The organism is Pectobacterium parmentieri (genome assembly GCF_001742145.1).
GTDB lineage: Bacteria > Pseudomonadota > Gammaproteobacteria > Enterobacterales > Enterobacteriaceae > Pectobacterium > Pectobacterium parmentieri.
The window spans coordinates 260,003-278,176 of sequence record NZ_CP015749.1; the positions used below are offsets into that span (position 1 = coordinate 260,003).

Below are 18,174 nucleotides of genomic sequence, written 5' to 3' on the forward strand. Positions count from 1 at the left end.
GAAGCAAGCAATTGCACAAATAACAAGACGGGCCGTAGCCCGTCTTGCAGATATCTTTTAATTAAACTCATTAGGGCAGGATTACCAGCCTTTCACTGCGCCGCCATTAAAGATTTTATTTGCTGCATCGTTCACTTCATCAGACTGGTAAGCCTGAACGAATTTCTTCACGTTTTCAGCGTCTTTGTTGTCTTCGCGTGAAACCAGCAGGTTTACATACGGAGAGTCTTTTTCTTCAACAAACAGGCCATCTTTAGTTGGTGTCAGGTTAATCTGGCTAGCGTAAGTAGTGTTGATGACAGCCAGCGCAATTTGCGCATCATCTAAAGAACGTGGCAACTGTGGCGCTTCCAGTTCAACCAGTTTGATGTTTTTCGGGTTTTCAGTCACATCCAATACCGTTGGCAGCAGGCCAACGTTGTCTTTCAGTTTAATCAAGCCAACTTTTTGCAGCAGCAGCAGGGAGCGGCCCAGATTGGTTGGGTCATTTGGCAGCGCAATTTGCGCACCATCTTGCAGCTCATTCAGCGATTTGATTTTTTTGGAGTAACCGGCAATTGGGTAGACAAAGCTGTTGCCGACAGAAACCAGTTTATAACCACGATCTTTTATCTGCTGATCCAGATAAGGTTTATGCTGGAAGGCATTCAGATCGATGTCACCTTTGCTCAGAGCTTCATTTGGCAACACGTAGTCGTTAAATGTGACTAACTCAACGTCCAGGCCGTATTTGTCTTTCGCCACTTTTTGCGCGATTTCCGCAACCTGTTGTTCTGCTCCAACAATAACGCCGACTTTAATATGATTAGGATCCTTCTCTTCCTGACCACATCCCGCTAGCGCCAGCGCACCAATCAGTGCGCCAATGGTCGCAATAGATTTCAGTTTAATCGCCATATCCTTACCCCTAATTAACTATTTTCTTGGCAGATACCCTTAGGCAAATGCGTATTGTGATGACTACTTATGTGTGACAGCTTTTACTGCCCTGTCGCCGCAGAATTGAATCAGGTAAACCAAAACAACCAGTAATATTAATACCGTATTCATGACCGTCGCGTTATAACCAATATAACCATACTGATAACCAATTTGACCTAAGCCGCCTGCGCCGACGGCACCACCCATAGCAGAATAGCCTACGAGCGTAATTAACGTGATGGTTGCGGCATTAATTAGCCCTGGTAACGCTTCTGGCAGCAATATCTTTCTGATGATTTGCATCGGTGTCGCACCCATTGCACGGGCGGCTTCGATCAGGCCAGTTGGAATTTCAAGTAGCGCATTTTCCACCATGCGGGCAATAAACGGGGCTGCACCTACAGTGAGAGGAACGATCGCCGCTTGCAGACCAATAGAGGTTCCGACAATGATGCGGGTAAAAGGAATCATCCAGACCAGCAAAATAATGAACGGAATCGAGCGGAAAATGTTTACCAGTGCAGAAAGGGTCCGGTAGAGTTTTGGATTGGCGATGATTTGCCCCGGACGCGTGGTATACAATAAAACGCCCACGGGTAAACCAAGTACAAAGCCAAAGAAACCAGAAACGAACGTCATAGCGACGGTTTCCCATACTCCCTTAGCCATTAACCACATCATTGCTTCAGACATAACCCAGAACCTCAACTGTAACGTGACTTTCCTGCAGGAATTGGATTGCGGCTTTGATATCTGCATCGTTGCCGTGCATTTCTGTCAGCATGATGCCGAACTTGACGCCACCGGCATAATCCATCTGAGCACTGATAATGTTGTTATTAATGTTAAAGCGCCGAGCAACTTCGGACAGAAGTGGGGCGTCCACTGATTTGCCGGTAAATTCCATCCGTAATAACGGCGTAGTCTCTGGGCGATAGTCTGGTGACAGACGAGCGAGGTAATCGTCCGGGATATCCAGATGTAACGTTGACTGAATGAATTTCTGCGCCAACGGCGTTTTCGGATGTGAGAAGACTTCGCTTACGGTGTCCTGCTCGATGAGTCGTCCGTCGCTGATAACCGCAACCTGATCGCAAATGCGTTTCACCACATCCATTTCATGTGTAATAAGAAGAATGGTTAGGCCAAGACGGCGATTGATGTCTTTCAGTAATTCAAGAATCGAACGCGTCGTTGCAGGATCTAATGCGCTGGTTGCTTCGTCACACAGCAGAACCTTGGGGTTGCTAGCCAGTGCACGGGCAATAGCGACACGCTGCTTTTGTCCGCCGGACAAGTTGGCTGGGTACACGTCGTGTTTATCCGCTAACCCAACCAGCTCCAATAATTCATTAACGCGCTTGGCAATATCCGCTTTTGGTGTGTTATCCAGTTCCAGCGGTAGCGAAATGTTGCCAAAAACGGTACGTGAGGCGAGCAGGTTGAAATGTTGAAAAATCATGCCGATCTGGCGGCGAGCACGCGTCAACTGGCTATCTGATAGCTGGGTCAGTTCTTGCCCATCAACCAGCACTTTCCCTTCTGTTGGGCGTTCTAATAAATTGACGCAGCGGATCAGTGTACTTTTACCTGCGCCCGATGCACCGATAACGCCATAGATTTGCCCGGTGGGAACGTGGAGGCTGACATCAGAAAGTGCGGTAATAGCCCGCCCATTCTGCTGGAAAACCTTAGTAATATTAGAAAGTTCAATCATATATTTTTATCGTAAGTGCCTATGGCTGGATAAATTAGTTTCTGTATTAACAGAATATGAAACGGATGTTAGGGCGTCTAGACGTCTAAGTCAATCGGGATTGTCATGGCCCTATACTCTCTCTATAGGAGAAAACATGCGATACTACTGCGTAATTTCCGCCATTCAGGAGCAAAGTCAGTGGCACAAAGCGTTCCAGCAATTTTTCTTGATCGTGACGGTACGATCAATGTCGATCACGGTTATGTCCATGAGATTGACGATTTTCAATTTATAGATGGTGTTATCGACGCCATGCGCGAGTTGAAGAGCATGGGGTTCGCGCTGGTTGTTGTGACGAACCAGTCCGGTATCGCCCGCGGTAAATTTACAGAAGATCAGTTTATGCAACTGACGGAATGGATGGACTGGTCGCTGGCAGACCGTGGTGTTGATCTGGATGGCATCTACTTTTGTCCGCATCACCCTGACGCTGGCGAAGATGAGTATCGGCAGGTCTGTGATTGCCGTAAGCCTGAGCCTGGTATGCTGCTTTCCGCACAGAGCGAGCTGCACATTGATATGGCTGCATCTTATATGGTGGGAGATAAGGTAGAGGATATGCAGGCAGCAATTGGCGCAGGTGTGGGAAATAAATTGCTGGTTCGCACCGGTAAACCTGTTACCGAGCAAGGCGAATCACTGGCTGATGGCGTGCTGGAAAGCCTCGCAGATCTGCCGAAATGGATAAAAACGCGCAGTTAACAGGCGGAACGAATGAAAGATGCGCAAACAGAAAAAAGTTTACTAGATTTGCTTGCGCTTCTGAATCGGCTCCCTATAATGCGCCTCCATCGACACGGCGCTGTGACTCACAACCGGGTCGATAAAGAAAGAGAAAACGCTTTAAAATAAACGTTGACTCTAAAGGTGATAAGCGTAACATACGCCACCTCGCGAAGCGGATAAGACCGCAACGCACTGCTCTTTAACAATATAATCAGACAATCTGTGTGGGCACTCACAAGACCGTATCTTAACGATATAAAAAGTCTTGAAGAGTGAACAACAGTGAAATTCATTACGAATAAACAGTTACTAATTCTTTGAGCATCGCTGACGAGTTCAGCAAATCAAACAAATCTTAAATTGAAGAGTTTGATCATGGCTCAGATTGAACGCTGGCGGCAGGCCTAACACATGCAAGTCGAGCGGTAGCACAGAAGAGCTTGCTCTTCGGGTGACGAGCGGCGGACGGGTGAGTAATGTCTGGGAAACTGCCTGATGGAGGGGGATAACTACTGGAAACGGTAGCTAATACCGCATAACGTCTTCGGACCAAAGAGGGGGACCTTCGGGCCTCTTGCCATCGGATGTGCCCAGATGGGATTAGCTAGTAGGTGAGGTAATGGCTCACCTAGGCGACGATCCCTAGCTGGTCTGAGAGGATGACCAGCCACACTGGAACTGAGACACGGTCCAGACTCCTACGGGAGGCAGCAGTGGGGAATATTGCACAATGGGCGCAAGCCTGATGCAGCCATGCCGCGTGTGTGAAGAAGGCCTTCGGGTTGTAAAGCACTTTCAGCGGGGAGGAAGGCGATAAGGTTAATAACCTTGTCGATTGACGTTACCCGCAGAAGAAGCACCGGCTAACTCCGTGCCAGCAGCCGCGGTAATACGGAGGGTGCAAGCGTTAATCGGAATGACTGGGCGTAAAGCGCACGCAGGCGGTCTGTTAAGTTGGATGTGAAATCCCCGGGCTTAACCTGGGAACTGCATTCAAAACTGACAGGCTAGAGTCTTGTAGAGGGGGGTAGAATTCCAGGTGTAGCGGTGAAATGCGTAGAGATCTGGAGGAATACCGGTGGCGAAGGCGGCCCCCTGGACAAAGACTGACGCTCAGGTGCGAAAGCGTGGGGAGCAAACAGGATTAGATACCCTGGTAGTCCACGCTGTAAACGATGTCGACTTGGAGGTTGTGCCCTTGAGGCGTGGCTTCCGGAGCTAACGCGTTAAGTCGACCGCCTGGGGAGTACGGCCGCAAGGTTAAAACTCAAATGAATTGACGGGGGCCCGCACAAGCGGTGGAGCATGTGGTTTAATTCGATGCAACGCGAAGAACCTTACCTACTCTTGACATCCACAGAATTCGGTAGAGATACCTTAGTGCCTTCGGGAACTGTGAGACAGGTGCTGCATGGCTGTCGTCAGCTCGTGTTGTGAAATGTTGGGTTAAGTCCCGCAACGAGCGCAACCCTTATCCTTTGTTGCCAGCGAGTAATGTCGGGAACTCAAAGGAGACTGCCGGTGATAAACCGGAGGAAGGTGGGGATGACGTCAAGTCATCATGGCCCTTACGAGTAGGGCTACACACGTGCTACAATGGCGTATACAAAGAGAAGCGAACTCGCGAGAGCAAGCGGACCTCATAAAGTACGTCGTAGTCCGGATTGGAGTCTGCAACTCGACTCCATGAAGTCGGAATCGCTAGTAATCGTAGATCAGAATGCTACGGTGAATACGTTCCCGGGCCTTGTACACACCGCCCGTCACACCATGGGAGTGGGTTGCAAAAGAAGTAGGTAGCTTAACCTTCGGGAGGGCGCTTACCACTTTGTGATTCATGACTGGGGTGAAGTCGTAACAAGGTAACCGTAGGGGAACCTGCGGTTGGATCACCTCCTTACCAAAAAAGATGTGTGTTACGTGAAGTGCTCACACAGATTGTCTGATGAAAATACTGAGCAAGCGCACCTGTTGATGTCATGAGTGTAGACTCATGCTGACGCGATAGTGCCGAATTTCTGATTCGGTACGGATTTTTCGTGTCCCCATCGTCTAGAGGCCTAGGACACTGCCCTTTCACGGCTGTAACAGGGGTTCGAATCCCCTTGGGGACGCCAATCCGATAATGAGTGAAAGACATTATCACCGAATATCTTAAAGATGATTCCTCGGAGTCATGTTTACGATATTGCTCTTTAACAATCTGGAACAAGCTGAAAATTGAAACATGACGGCTGACAAAACACGATGACCTTCGAGTGCATCGTGATGCATCAGTCTGTCAATGAGTCTCTCAAATAATCGCAGCGCGAACGTGACCTTGATTTATTCAAGACACCTTCGGGTTGTGAGGTTAAGCGACTAAGCGTACACGGTGGATGCCTAGGCAGTCAGAGGCGATGAAGGGCGTGCTAATCTGCGATAAGCGTCGGTAAGCTGATATGAAGCGTTATACCCGACGATACCCGAATGGGGAAACCCAGTGTGTTTCGACACACTATCATTACGTGAATACATAGCGTAATGAGGCGAACCGGGGGAACTGAAACATCTCAGTACCCCGAGGAAAAGAAATCAACCGAGATTCCCCTAGTAGCGGCGAGCGAACGGGGAGGAGCCCAGAACCTGAATCAGTTTGTGTGTTAGTGGAAGCGTTTGGAAAGTCGCACAGTAAAGGGTGATAGTCCCGTACACAAAAATGCACAAGTTGTGAGTTCGATGAGTAGGGCGGGACACGTGACATCCTGTCTGAATATGGGGGGACCATCCTCCAAGGCTAAATACTCCTGACTGACCGATAGTGAACCAGTACCGTGAGGGAAAGGCGAAAAGAACCCCGGCGAGGGGAGTGAAATAGAACCTGAAACCGTGTACGTACAAGCAGTGGGAGCCTACTTGTTAGGTGACTGCGTACCTTTTGTATAATGGGTCAGCGACTTATATTCTGTAGCAAGGTTAACCGAATAGGGGAGCCGCAGGGAAACCGAGTCTTAACTGGGCGTTAAGTTGCAGGGTATAGACCCGAAACCCGGTGATCTAGCCATGGGCAGGTTGAAGGTTGGGTAACACTAACTGGAGGACCGAACCGACTAATGTTGAAAAATTAGCGGATGACTTGTGGCTGGGGGTGAAAGGCCAATCAAACCGGGAGATAGCTGGTTCTCCCCGAAAGCTATTTAGGTAGCGCCTCGTGAATTCATCTTCGGGGGTAGAGCACTGTTTCGGCTAGGGGGTCATCCCGACTTACCAACCCGATGCAAACTACGAATACCGAAGAATGTTATCACGGGAGACACACGGCGGGTGCTAACGTTCGTCGTGAAGAGGGAAACAACCCAGACCGCCAGCTAAGGTCCCAAAGTCATGGTTAAGTGGGAAACGATGTGGGAAGGCACAGACAGCCAGGATGTTGGCTTAGAAGCAGCCATCATTTAAAGAAAGCGTAATAGCTCACTGGTCGAGTCGGCCTGCGCGGAAGATGTAACGGGGCTAAACCATGCACCGAAGCTGCGGCAGCGACGCTTAGGCGTTGTTGGGTAGGGGAGCGTTCTGTAAGCCGTTGAAGGTGGCCTGTGAGGGTTGCTGGAGGTATCAGAAGTGCGAATGCTGACATAAGTAACGATAATGCGGGTGAAAAACCCGCACGCCGGAAGACCAAGGGTTCCTGTCCAACGTTAATCGGGGCAGGGTGAGTCGACCCCTAAGGCGAGGCTGAAAAGCGTAGTCGATGGGAAACAGGTTAATATTCCTGTACTCGGTGTTACTGCGAAGGGGGGACGGAGAAAGCTAGGTTATCCGGGCGACGGTTGTCCCGGTTTAAGCGTGAAGGTGGGTGACTTAGGTAAATCCGGGTCATCGTTAACACTGAGGCGTGATGACGAGTCACTACGGTGATGAAGTAACCAATGCTACGCTTCCAGGAAAAGCCTCTAAGCTCCAGGTAACATCAAATCGTACCCCAAACCGACACAGGTGGTCAGGTAGAGAATACTCAGGCGCTTGAGAGAACTCGGGTGAAGGAACTAGGCAAAATGGTGCCGTAACTTCGGGAGAAGGCACGCTGGCGCGTAGGTGAAGTCCCTTGCGGACGGAGCTGAAGCCAGTCGCAGATACCAGCTGGCTGCAACTGTTTAATAAAAACACAGCACTGTGCAAACACGAAAGTGGACGTATACGGTGTGACGCCTGCCCGGTGCCGGAAGGTTAATTGATGGGGTCAGCCGCAAGGCGAAGCTCTTGATCGAAGCCCCGGTAAACGGCGGCCGTAACTATAACGGTCCTAAGGTAGCGAAATTCCTTGTCGGGTAAGTTCCGACCTGCACGAATGGCGTAATGATGGCCAGGCTGTCTCCACCCGAGACTCAGTGAAATTGAACTCGCTGTGAAGATGCAGTGTACCCGCGGCAAGACGGAAAGACCCCGTGAACCTTTACTATAGCTTGACACTGAACCTTGAGCCTTGATGTGTAGGATAGGTGGGAGGCTTTGAAGTGTGGACGCCAGTCTGCATGGAGCCAACCTTGAAATACCACCCTTTAATGTTTGATGTTCTAACGTAGGCCCGTAATCCGGGTTGCGGACAGTGTCTGGTGGGTAGTTTGACTGGGGCGGTCTCCTCCCAAAGCGTAACGGAGGAGCACGAAGGTTAGCTAATCCTGGTCGGACATCAGGAGGTTAGTGCAAAGGCATAAGCTAGCTTGACTGCGAGAGTGACAGCTCGAGCAGGTGCGAAAGCAGGTCTTAGTGATCCGGTGGTTCTGAATGGAAGGGCCATCGCTCAACGGATAAAAGGTACTCCGGGGATAACAGGCTGATACCGCCCAAGAGTTCATATCGACGGCGGTGTTTGGCACCTCGATGTCGGCTCATCACATCCTGGGGCTGAAGTAGGTCCCAAGGGTATGGCTGTTCGCCATTTAAAGTGGTACGCGAGCTGGGTTTAGAACGTCGTGAGACAGTTCGGTCCCTATCTGCCGTGGGCGTTGGAAGATTGAGAGGGGTTGCTCCTAGTACGAGAGGACCGGAGTGAACGCACCACTGGTGTACGGGTTGTGATGCCAATTGCATTGCCCGGTAGCTAAGTGCGGAAGAGATAACCGCTGAAAGCATCTAAGCGGGAAACTTGCCTCGAGATGAGTCTTCCCTGGGCACCAGATGCCCCTGAAGGGCCGTTGAAGACGACGACGTAGATAGGCTGGGTGTGTAAGCGTAGCGATACGTTGAGCTAACCAGTACTAATGACCCGAGAGGCTTAACCTTACAACACCGAAGGTGTTTTGTGGGTGATGAAAGACTCATAGATTTTGATGTTCAGCTTGTTCAGAGATTGGTTCTGATGGTTACGGAGATGACAAAGAAAAAAGTCATGTTAAGTAACGGTTGGAATGAAACAGAATTTGCCTGGCGGCGATAGCGCGGTGGTCCCACCTGACCCCATGCCGAACTCAGAAGTGAAACGCCGTAGCGCCGATGGTAGTGTGGGGCTTCCCCATGTGAGAGTAGGGAACTGCCAGGCATCAAATTATACAGGTGCGCTGATATGGCTCAGTTGGTAGAGCGCACCCTTGGTAAGGGTGAGGTCCCCAGTTCGACTCTGGGTATCAGCACCAGTGTTTTGGGTTAATGTTCGGCTTATAAAGAATTTACCTGGCGGCGATAGCGCGGTGGTCCCACCTGACCCCATGCCGAACTCAGAAGTGAAACGCCGTAGCGCCGATGGTAGTGTGGGGCTTCCCCATGTGAGAGTAGGGAACTGCCAGGTTTCAATTAAGAAAAAGGCCATCCTATTAAGGATGGCCTTTTTTCTATTTCAGCATATTAGATCTTTTTTTACCTAAATATACTCGCCATACTTCAAGTTGCATGTGCGTTGGCTGCGTTCAAACCTGCTCCCAACGAATTTGTCTTTCTCTTGCCGCCTGCCTGAAACTAGAATTATTTAGAGTATAAAACATCTATTTATCTTCTTTGCTGTTCAATTAATAATTAACGTCTTGTTTATTAACGATTCGTTTATCTATATTCCAGCTAAATACAATAAAGCTATTGAGTTACGTCACTACATTAATAAATTATTACAATCAGGAACTTTTTGCCTCAGGGTTTAAGTACTGCTTTACTATAGCGGGCATCGTTTTATGCCCGGAAAAATAGGAGAATAAAATAAGATGACTGATCTAACAGAAAATGCGAAAGATACGCGCCAGCGCATCCGAGCTATCGTTGGCGCTTCATCGGGTAATTTAGTTGAGTGGTTTGATTTTTATGTTTATTCCTTTTGCTCAATCTATTTTGCCCATATCTTTTTCCCTTCGGGAAATACCACAACTCAATTACTACAAACCGCAGGGGTTTTTGCAGCAGGCTTTTTAATGAGACCGATAGGCGGTTGGCTTTTCGGTTATATTGCTGACAAGCATGGTCGTAAAAATTCAATGCTAATTTCGGTTTGCATGATGTGCTTTGGATCTCTGGTTATTGCCTGCCTACCGGGGTATGAAAGTATTGGCACCTGGGCTCCGTTTTTACTGTTATTAGCCCGTTTATTTCAGGGGCTTTCTGTCGGTGGGGAATATGGCACCAGCGCAACGTATATGAGTGAAGTCGCTGTTGAGGGAAGAAAAGGATTCTATGCTTCTTTCCAGTATGTCACGCTGATTGGCGGTCAATTGTTGGCGCTGTTAGTGGTTGTAATATTGCAGCAGATTCTGAGCGATGAAGATTTGCGTGCGTGGGGATGGCGTATTCCTTTTGCTCTCGGCGCTGTTTTGGCGATCGTGGCGCTTTATTTACGCCGTTCGCTGAATGAAACATCAGATAAAACGACTCGCGCGCATAAAGATGCTGGTTCGCTGGCAGGTTTGTGGAAACATCGCCGTGCTTTTATTACTGTTCTAGGGTTTACAGCCGGTGGTTCTTTAGCTTTTTATACGTTCACCACTTATATGCAAAAGTATCTGGTGAATACGGCAGGGATGCATGCGAAAACGGCGAGCGGGCTAATGACCCTTGCATTATTTATCTTTATGCTGCTGCAACCCTTCTTTGGTGCAATGTCGGATAAAATTGGCCGTCGTAGTTCAATGCTTTGCTTCGGCGGGCTTGCGGCGCTGCTGACGGTTCCCATTCTAACGGTTCTACAGAGTGTAACGAGTCCTATCCTTGCTTTCTCGTTGGTGATGCTTTCACTGATTATTGTCAGCTTCTACACGTCGATCAGCGGCATTTTAAAAGCAGAAATGTTCCCACCCGAAGTCCGGGCGTTAGGCGTTGGCTTGTCTTACGCTGTGGCTAATGCATTGTTTGGTGGTTCGGCGGAGTATGTTGCACTTTCACTGAAATCCTTTGGCATGGAAACGACGTTTTTCTGGTATGTATCAGTGATGGGGGCGGTTGCGTTTATTGTGTCATTAACGCTGCATCGTAAAGGCAAAGGAATGAAGCTTTAGTGTTCAGATAATTGCCATAGTGCATAGCCGGTGGTTGCACCGGCTATATCCCAAACAAGATCTTGCCAGCTCCATCCTGTCCCGCCTTCCCGACTATCATAAAGCTCTTTTGCCATGCCCACGCTGATTGCCAGCATAATACCGAATCCTCCGCTACGGTTTGCACTCCAGCGCTGATGAGTACCATATTCATACCCGGCGGCGCTGATGGCGGCTGACGCGAGAAAGTGTTGGGCTTTATCTTGTCCGGTCCAACGATCTTGCGCGATATGGCTACATCCAGAGCAGCAAATCATTGCGGCAATACACAGTAGGCGCATGGCTTTCCCCATAATAATAAAAAACCTCGGAAGCCGAGGTTTTTCAAAGTATAGCGCGGGTTTTAGAGAATACGACTAATGAGCCGGTCTATCCGAATACGGCGTAGACGCCGTATTAGTTTGCGGACTTTCACTGGATATTGCGCGATGCTTTCCAGCTCCAGATAGCTTTTTACAACGTGAGTGTGCGTTCTTATCGTGTCCAGCTCATCCAGACGTTGCTGCAATAGAACCTGCTGAGGATCGTGAATCAAGATGGCATTTTCCAGATCCAAGCGCCATGCGCGGGGGTTAAGGTTGTTCCCCGTCAGTAACTGCCACTTATCGTCCACCCACATACCTTTCAGGTGGAAGCTGTTATCTCCGTCTTTCCATAGCCGCACAACAAGCTGCTGATTCTCAATGTAGCGCTCCAGACGACTCAGGAAACGGCGAAGGTTAATCTCGTAGAGATACGGTAATGCACCGATGATTTTGAAAGGCTGGTCTTCTGGAATATAGAAATCGTTAGCGGTTTTATCGCCGATAATAATTTCTACTTTTTTGCCGTCCCGCAAGAGTCGGATGATATTTCTGACCAGCAGCGCAGGCAGGTTGAAATACGGAGTACAGATGACCAAATTTTCATCAGTGCAGTACATCAGGTGATGTATGGTCTTATTCAGTGGACTTTGCTTTCCTAGCCCGACCAATGGTGTGACGGTTAACTCGCTTGCATCTGCGCGATGTTCCGGAGCCAGATAATTGGCGGTACGTAATGCTTGACGGAATTGTTTGATATCATTTTTGATTTCCAGACTCTTCGGGCGATCGGTATGATCTAACCGCTGCACTGCCGGGGCCGACAGCATTGTCTGGATATATTGCACCATCGTCTCAGCCAATACTGGGTTATGAATTAACTGATAGCGGTCATAACGGTATTTTTGATGCTGATGCAGGTAAACATCATTCAGGCTAGCGCCGCTGTAGATGACGGTGTCATCGACAATAAACCCTTTCAGGTGCAGCACGCCTAACGCTTCGCGTGTGTTGACAGGAATGCCGTAGATAGGGAAATGCGTATCTGGGTGTTTTTTCGCCATGTCGCAATACCAATCGGCATTGGTATTTTCCGCCACCGCGCCGATCCTGCCACGCTGAGCACGATGCCAGTCTACCAGAACGCGGACGTCCAGTTCGGGGCACTGCCGTTTGGCTTCATAAATTGCGGATAGAACGCCGATACCGCCATCATCACGCTCAAGATATAATGCCACGATATAGACGCGCTTTTTCGCACTCAAAATGGCGTTAATCAGTGTTGTGCGGAAAAGTTCAGGTGAATGCAACGTCTGAACATCATCTGCGTTCTGAGGAATTCTGGGCAGTTGTGCAAGGTGCTGTTGGTATTTATTGCGTTTAAAATTTGACAGCATCACAGTGCGTTTCTTCTCTCATCAGTTTATACCCACCATACTTCAAGCTGCATTAGGGTATATGACCTTCTGGTCATTATCAAAAGTTAAGGAGTAGCCGAATGGGCGATAATACCATTACTTTCCGGCAGTAGTGAGTCTGTTTTGCCGTTGGCCGGAATCACCGTTCGCCATACTACCTCTTGCGATCAGTCTTTCAGCGGCAATTCCAGTGTCACAATACCCTCTTCTAATTGTACGTTGATGTGAAAACCGAGCTTTTTGGAAAGCTGAACCATACCTTGGTTATGCGGCATGGTAATGCCGGTCAAGCGGGAGAGACCATGCGCTCGGGCGTAATCAATCAGCTTTTCCAACAGCCGTCTGCCAAGGCCGAGTCCTTTTAGATCGGATCGCACCAGCACGGCAAATTCTGCATCTGTATTATCTGGATCGGAAATTGCGCGCGTTACACCAATAATCTCATTCTCTTCTCCGATCTGGCGCACAGCAACGAATGCCATCTCACGATCGTAGTCAATTTGCGTCATATTGGCTAAGTCTTCGTGAGTAAATTCATTAATTTCGCTGAAATAACGGTAATACAGATCCTCCTTCGTCACTCTGGCAATGAACGCGCTGAGCAGCGGTTCGTCTTCCGGCAAGATGGGTCGGAACAGGCAAATATCACTGTTTTTGAGGATGACCGTTTCTTCCAGTTCGTGTGGATAGGGACGGATCGCCAGCCTCGACTGCGGATCGCCGCTGAACGGCGTCAGATGCAGTGTGACATCCAGCAGCGTAAAGGTGTCCCCGGATGCCAGCAGAGGATGAATATCTAGCCGTGAAATTTCAGGGCAGTCGAGAATCAAATTGGAAACTTGAACCAGTAAGCGGCTGAGCGCGGGAATATCCAGCGGACGTAACGCGCTGTATTCCCGAATCTTGCCGCCTTTCACTGCCTGTAGTACCAAATAACGGGCCAGCGTCATATTCAGCGGGGGCAGTGCGACGGCGGCCTGTTTTTCTCGCCACTCAACGCCGCCTTCTCCTAACATAATCAACGGGCCGAAAACGGGATCCTGTTCGACGGCAATCCTGAGTTCCTGTGCGCCTGCTCGGTTTGCCATGCTCTGTACCAACAGGCCGTAAATGCGCGCCTGTGGATAGGTGCGTTTCACCCGGTCAAGAATTGCATCTGCTGCCTGTTGGACTTCTCTGGCGGTTTGCAGATATAGCATGACGCCCTGTACTTCCGATTTATGCGGAATATCTGGCGATCTCAGCTTAATCGCGACCGGGTAGCCAATTTGCTCGGCGATATGGACGGCTTCTACACTGTCCCCAGCAATCCAGGTGGGTAACGTATTCAAACCATAGGCTTGCAGGATCGGTTGAACTTCATGCGTATCCAACTGAGTGACGCCATCTGACAGTGCCTGCTGAATCAGCGCGTGTGCCTGGCTGGCGTTGATACCCAAATTCAGCGGCAGTGCTGGTGTTTCCTTTAGCTGTTTCTGATTGCGCCGATACTCGACGATATGCATAAATGCCGTTACCGCGCCTTCTGGTGTGCGATAGGTAGGAATACCCGCGTCATTAAACAAGCGTCGCGCTTCCTGTGAAGAAAATTCACCACACCAGTTGGTTAGCAGCGTGATCCTTTTTCCACGCGGATGTTGTTGGAAGAGTGTAATCAACTGTGCGGCGCTATCGGTGCCGGGAGCGGCGGCGCTGGGTGCATGAATAATTAAGAGTGCATCGACGTCATTGCTGTCCAGCAATACCGACACTGCTGACAGATAGCGAGCCGCTGTCGCATCATCGCGTAGATCGAGCGGATTGCCGATAGTGATGGAGTGCGGCAATGCTTCCTGTAGCGCTTGTCGTGTCACATCACTGAGCTGTGCGAGTTTGCCTTGCCGACTGAGAAGCTGATCCAGCGCCTGTGCGGCTGGGGATGCGCCGTTGCTGACTAACATCAAGCGTTCACCGCGCAGCGGCCGCAGGTGGCTTAACGTTTCCACTGCGGAAAAAAGCTCATGGGTATCCCGTACCCGCAGTAAACCAGCACGTTGAATGGCGGCGTCATAGGCGGCATCCAATCCGTGGCGCTGGTCATTCAGTAACTGCTGTGCCTGCTGGCTACGACCGCTTTTTATCACCAGTATCGGCTTATTTCGGGAGGCGCTGCGGGAAGCGGAAAGAAAGCGGCGCGCATCGCTGATATGTTCCAGATGCAGCAAAATGGCGCTGGTTTTGCCATCGCGAGCCAAAAAATCTAACAGATCGTCGACATCAATATCCAGGCTGTCGCCCAAAGCGATGAAATAGGAAAAGCCAATACCGCGCTGCTGCGCCCAGTCCAGTATCGTGTTGGAAACGGCGGCTGACTGCGAAATAAATGCCAGCTTTCCTTTCATTATGGGAACGGGAGAGAAACTGGCATTCAGACCTTGCCAAGGCGCGAGTAGCCCGAGGCTGTTGGGGCCAAGCAGACGCATGTGGTAGCGCACGGCACAGGCCTTTAATTCGCTGAACTGGGTCGGCGGTGCGGAGAGGATGATGACGGTTTTACAGCCTTTCTGCCCCAGTTCCTCTAACAGCGTTAGGTTACGGCTGGCGTTGGTACAAATCACGGCAAGGTCGGGCGTCGTGGGCAGGCTGGCGACAGTGGGATAGGCCAGCACGCCGCAAACGGCACGATATTTTGGCGTAACAGGTAGCACGGGGCCGCTGAAATGGCCGTCCAGCAGGTTTTTCATCATCAAAAAACCGGCCCGTCCCGGTTTTTCTGATGCGCCGAGAACGGCAATAGACTTAGGGCGTAACAGTGCTTCCAATCCGCGCTGGCTCATGCGTCACTCCTTCACATCAATCCCCTTTGATACTAAACGCTTTCTGCCGATTGTGCTGTGACGATGGGTAAACTTTCCCGCAAACTGTGGTGTGATTTCCCCGCCAGATAGTGTCGGCGGAAACGATCAAAATGCTGTGATAGCGCATCAGCCGCGACGACATCCCCTGCCTGTGCCAGCAGGGCGATGGCAATCTCGGCGGTGCAGTGCTGTCCTGCACTGCTGGCTTCACGTAGTTGGTAGCGGGACAGCGCCTCTACATTCAGCGACAGGATCGGCAGATTGTCCAAATAGGGGCTTTTGCGGAACATTTTACGCGCTTCCGGCCAGGTGCCGTCGAGTAAGACAAACAGGGCGGGTTTTTCCGTTGGTGGAAGCTGTTGAAACACCTGACGTCCTTCCTCTGCCGCATCGGCAAGGAAGACAAGATAGGGCTGAATATCTGGGTCTTGCAGAGTGGCAAGCAACTTGGGATCGGGCTCGGTGCGTGACCAGCGAAACGCCTGTGTATCGGGCAGAATATCGGCGATGAGACGTCCGGTATTGCTTGGTTTTAACGGTTCGGTATCAAACATCACCAGGCAGACGCGGCTGCGGGATTGCTGCGCCTGAATGGTGTGGCACAGGCAGTTGGTCGCGGGTAATAAACACTGCTGGCAGCGTACTACGCGGCAGCCGCGGGCGCGAAATGGTTTGGTTGACTGCTCAAGACGTTGCTGACGCAGGCGGAGTACGGCATTGTTGTTCACAAAAGGGCGGTTGAGCATGAAATAGATGACGCCATGAGATTCTGCAACGAACCTGCTTCATTTTAATTATTGGGAAGCCGGTTCAGAAAGACGACATTCTAATCGACAGACGGGTTGACCAAAAGAGGTGGGGCAATAATGCCCCAGAGTTTTCTACAGTGATTCATCCAACCATTCCTCAAACTGGGCTTTTGGCAGTGCGCCGTTGAGGATGTCGACCATCTGGCCCTGTTTAAAGATCATGAGGGTTGGAATACTGCGGATGCGAAAACGGGCGCTGAGTGCCGGTTCGGCTTCGGTATTGACCTTAATAAAGCGGATTTTCCCGCTCCGCTCCTGTGCGACGTTTTCAAACACCGGGGCAAAGTTGACGCAGGGGCCGCACCAGGGGGCCCAGAAATCGACCACGATGGGAAGATCGTCCTGTAACAGCTTGTCGAGCGTTGTTTCTGTGGCATTGATGATGTCACCGCTGAATAAGGCTTCTCCGCAACGACCACATTTTGCATGGTCATCAATACGCGCTTCAGGCAGGCGATTGGTTGTTTGGCAAGATCCACATACCGTATTCATAACAGGGCCTCAGATAAAAGGACTAAAATAAAGATGTCGCTGATAAAATGCACGCAATACGGCATTGGAACGTCAACGGCATGTTGCTTAAGAGTGAATAAATTATGGTGGGGAGAGATTATGGCAACAACGTGGTTTGCCCAATAGCTACAATAGCTTCTGACTGTTAGCGCTCTTTTACCACAAGCGTGTGGCTAAGCGGGTGTACATAAGGTAATCTTCGCGCCCAGCGCGTAGGTGGAGAGAACAATGAGCGATTCATTCAATAGTAAAAGCGGCAAAGTCCGTGTGATGTACGTCCGCAGTGATGATGAGGGCGAGAAAGAGAATAAAAACAAGCGCCCTGCTGACAAAGATCGTCGTGGCGATCGGCGTGATGGTGGTGGCTCTCGCGATCAGCGTGAAAAGCCGAAACATCCGCGTGATGTTAACCCGCGTTATGCTCGGGAAAATCCGTCCCGTGACGGCGATAGCAGTGCGAAAACGCCGTGGGGCAATAAAGATCGTAACGAACGCAGCAGCGACAAGCCTCGTCGCCCACGTGGTGAAGACACTGGTGGTTATGAATCACCGTGGAAAACCGTGTCTCGTGCGCCAAGCGAGAGCGACACGCCGGATCACGGCGGTATTACTGGCAAGAGTCAGATCGATCCTGAACAACTGCGTCGCCAGCGTCAGGAAGAAACACGTGTCTATGGTGAAAATGCCTGTCAGGCGTTGTTTAAAAACCGTTCTGAGGTGATTGTTCGTGCCTGGTTCCTGCAAGAAGTGACGCCGCGTTTCCGCGATGCACTGCGCTGGATGGCGGCGAACCGCAAGGCTTACCACGTTGTGGAAGAGGAAGAGTTGATTAAGGCTTCCGGTACTGAACACCACGGCGGCGTCTGCTTCCTGATTAAAAAGCGTCAGGGAATGGATGTGCGTGAGTACCTGAAAACGGCTGGTGAGAATGACTGTGTACTGGCGCTGGAAGATGTGGGCAACCCGCATAACCTCGGCGGCATTATGCGTAGCTGTGCGCATTTCGGCGTGAAAGGCGTGCTGGTTCAGGATGCAGCGTTGCTGGAGTCCGGTGCGGCGGTACGCACGGCAGAAGGCGGAGCGGAACACGTTAAAGCGATTAACGCTGACGATTTCCTGTCTGTGCTGGCGGAGTTCCGTCACGCAGGCTACACCATCGTGACCACCTCCAGCCATAAAGGTACGGCATTGTCGCAAGCGACACTTCCGGCGAAAACCGTGATTGTGCTAGGTCAGGAAGGTGATGGCCTGTCGGATAGCGCCTGGCAACAAGGGGACGTGAAAGTCTCTATCGGCGGTACGGGTAAGGTTGAAAGCCTGAACATTTCAGTCGCAACGGGCATTTTGCTGTCCGAATGGTGGCGACAGAATCAGGCCTGATATCACGTGTCGATTCTCAGGG

11 protein-coding genes, 2 tRNA genes and 4 rRNA genes are annotated in these 18,174 nt (G+C 50.4%); 9 read left to right on the forward strand and 8 right to left on the reverse strand.

Translation table 11 applies throughout. The annotated features are described in order from the left end of the window. Nucleotides 1–81: 81 nt before the first annotated feature. The 3 genes from A8F97_RS01095 to metN form a co-directional block, all read right to left on the reverse strand. Nucleotides 82–897, reverse strand: a complete 816-nt coding sequence (locus A8F97_RS01095) for a MetQ/NlpA family lipoprotein (protein ID WP_033071905.1) — start codon at nucleotides 895–897, stop codon at nucleotides 82–84. Between the two features lie 63 nt (nucleotides 898–960). Beyond that, nucleotides 961–1,614 (reverse strand): methionine ABC transporter permease MetI, encoded by a 654-nt coding sequence (locus A8F97_RS01100; RefSeq protein WP_014701168.1) that lies wholly within the window; start codon nucleotides 1,612–1,614, stop codon nucleotides 961–963. Beyond that, nucleotides 1,607–2,638 carry a methionine ABC transporter ATP-binding protein MetN gene (metN, locus tag A8F97_RS01105; protein ID WP_014701167.1) on the reverse strand — a complete coding sequence of 344 codons (1,032 nt, stop codon included), beginning with the start codon at nucleotides 2,636–2,638 and terminating at the stop codon, nucleotides 1,607–1,609. The genes A8F97_RS01100 and metN overlap by 8 nt, the downstream gene beginning before the upstream one ends. 180 nt (nucleotides 2,639–2,818) lie before the next feature. On the opposite strand from metN, the gene gmhB reads away from it, so the two are divergent. From gmhB to A8F97_RS01145, 8 genes are all read left to right on the forward strand, one after another. Continuing rightward, a complete protein-coding gene (gmhB, locus tag A8F97_RS01110) occupies nucleotides 2,819–3,382 on the forward strand; it encodes a D-glycero-beta-D-manno-heptose 1,7-bisphosphate 7-phosphatase (RefSeq protein ID WP_014701166.1) in 564 nt (187 codons plus the stop codon). Between the two features lie 381 nt (nucleotides 3,383–3,763). Further along, nucleotides 3,764–5,306: ribosomal RNA gene (locus A8F97_RS01115) — 16S ribosomal RNA — on the forward strand. A gap of 141 nt (nucleotides 5,307–5,447) precedes the next feature. Continuing rightward, a tRNA-Glu gene (locus tag A8F97_RS01120) sits at nucleotides 5,448–5,523 on the forward strand. Between the two features lie 234 nt (nucleotides 5,524–5,757). Continuing rightward, a 23S ribosomal RNA gene (locus A8F97_RS01125) occupies nucleotides 5,758–8,665 on the forward strand. Between the two features lie 140 nt (nucleotides 8,666–8,805). Then, nucleotides 8,806–8,921 (forward strand): 5S ribosomal RNA (gene rrf, locus A8F97_RS01130). An 18-nt stretch (nucleotides 8,922–8,939) separates the two neighbouring features. Next, a tRNA-Thr gene (locus A8F97_RS01135) sits at nucleotides 8,940–9,015 on the forward strand. A gap of 36 nt (nucleotides 9,016–9,051) precedes the next feature. Beyond that, nucleotides 9,052–9,167: ribosomal RNA gene (gene rrf, locus A8F97_RS01140) — 5S ribosomal RNA — on the forward strand. Together the 16S, 23S and 5S rRNA genes with 2 tRNA genes alongside form the textbook arrangement of a ribosomal RNA operon. A gap of 406 nt (nucleotides 9,168–9,573) precedes the next feature. Beyond that, nucleotides 9,574–10,854: an MFS transporter gene (locus A8F97_RS01145; protein WP_014701164.1), complete on the forward strand. Its 1,281-nt coding sequence runs from the start codon at nucleotides 9,574–9,576 to the stop codon at nucleotides 10,852–10,854. Here the strand turns inward: A8F97_RS01145 and A8F97_RS01150 are convergent. The 5 genes from A8F97_RS01150 to trxC form a co-directional block, all read right to left on the reverse strand. After that, nucleotides 10,851–11,174: a YfiM family lipoprotein gene (locus tag A8F97_RS01150; RefSeq protein WP_015731084.1), complete on the reverse strand. Its 324-nt coding sequence runs from the start codon at nucleotides 11,172–11,174 to the stop codon at nucleotides 10,851–10,853. The two genes, A8F97_RS01145 and A8F97_RS01150, sit on opposite strands and share 4 nt — an antisense overlap. Before the next feature lie 62 nt (nucleotides 11,175–11,236). Further along, nucleotides 11,237–12,592, reverse strand: coding sequence for a CDP-diacylglycerol--serine O-phosphatidyltransferase (gene pssA, locus A8F97_RS01155; protein ID WP_033071904.1), 1,356 nt, complete (start codon nucleotides 12,590–12,592; stop codon nucleotides 11,237–11,239). Nucleotides 12,593–12,780: 188 nt separating this feature from the next. Next, nucleotides 12,781–15,429 carry a bifunctional acetate--CoA ligase family protein/GNAT family N-acetyltransferase gene (locus tag A8F97_RS01160; protein ID WP_015731083.1) on the reverse strand — a complete coding sequence of 883 codons (2,649 nt, stop codon included), beginning with the start codon at nucleotides 15,427–15,429 and terminating at the stop codon, nucleotides 12,781–12,783. A 32-nt stretch (nucleotides 15,430–15,461) separates the two neighbouring features. After that, a complete protein-coding gene (locus A8F97_RS01165) occupies nucleotides 15,462–16,196 on the reverse strand; it encodes a tRNA-uridine aminocarboxypropyltransferase (RefSeq protein WP_014701160.1) in 735 nt (244 codons plus the stop codon). A 135-nt stretch (nucleotides 16,197–16,331) separates the two neighbouring features. Further along, nucleotides 16,332–16,751, reverse strand: coding sequence for a thioredoxin TrxC (gene trxC / locus A8F97_RS01170; RefSeq protein ID WP_014701159.1), 420 nt, complete (start codon nucleotides 16,749–16,751; stop codon nucleotides 16,332–16,334). 249 nt (nucleotides 16,752–17,000) lie between these two features. Between trxC and A8F97_RS01175 the strand changes: the two genes are divergently transcribed. Next, a complete protein-coding gene (locus A8F97_RS01175; protein WP_015731082.1) occupies nucleotides 17,001–18,152 on the forward strand; it encodes a tRNA/rRNA methyltransferase in 1,152 nt (383 codons plus the stop codon). Nucleotides 18,153–18,174: the final 22 nt, after the last annotated feature.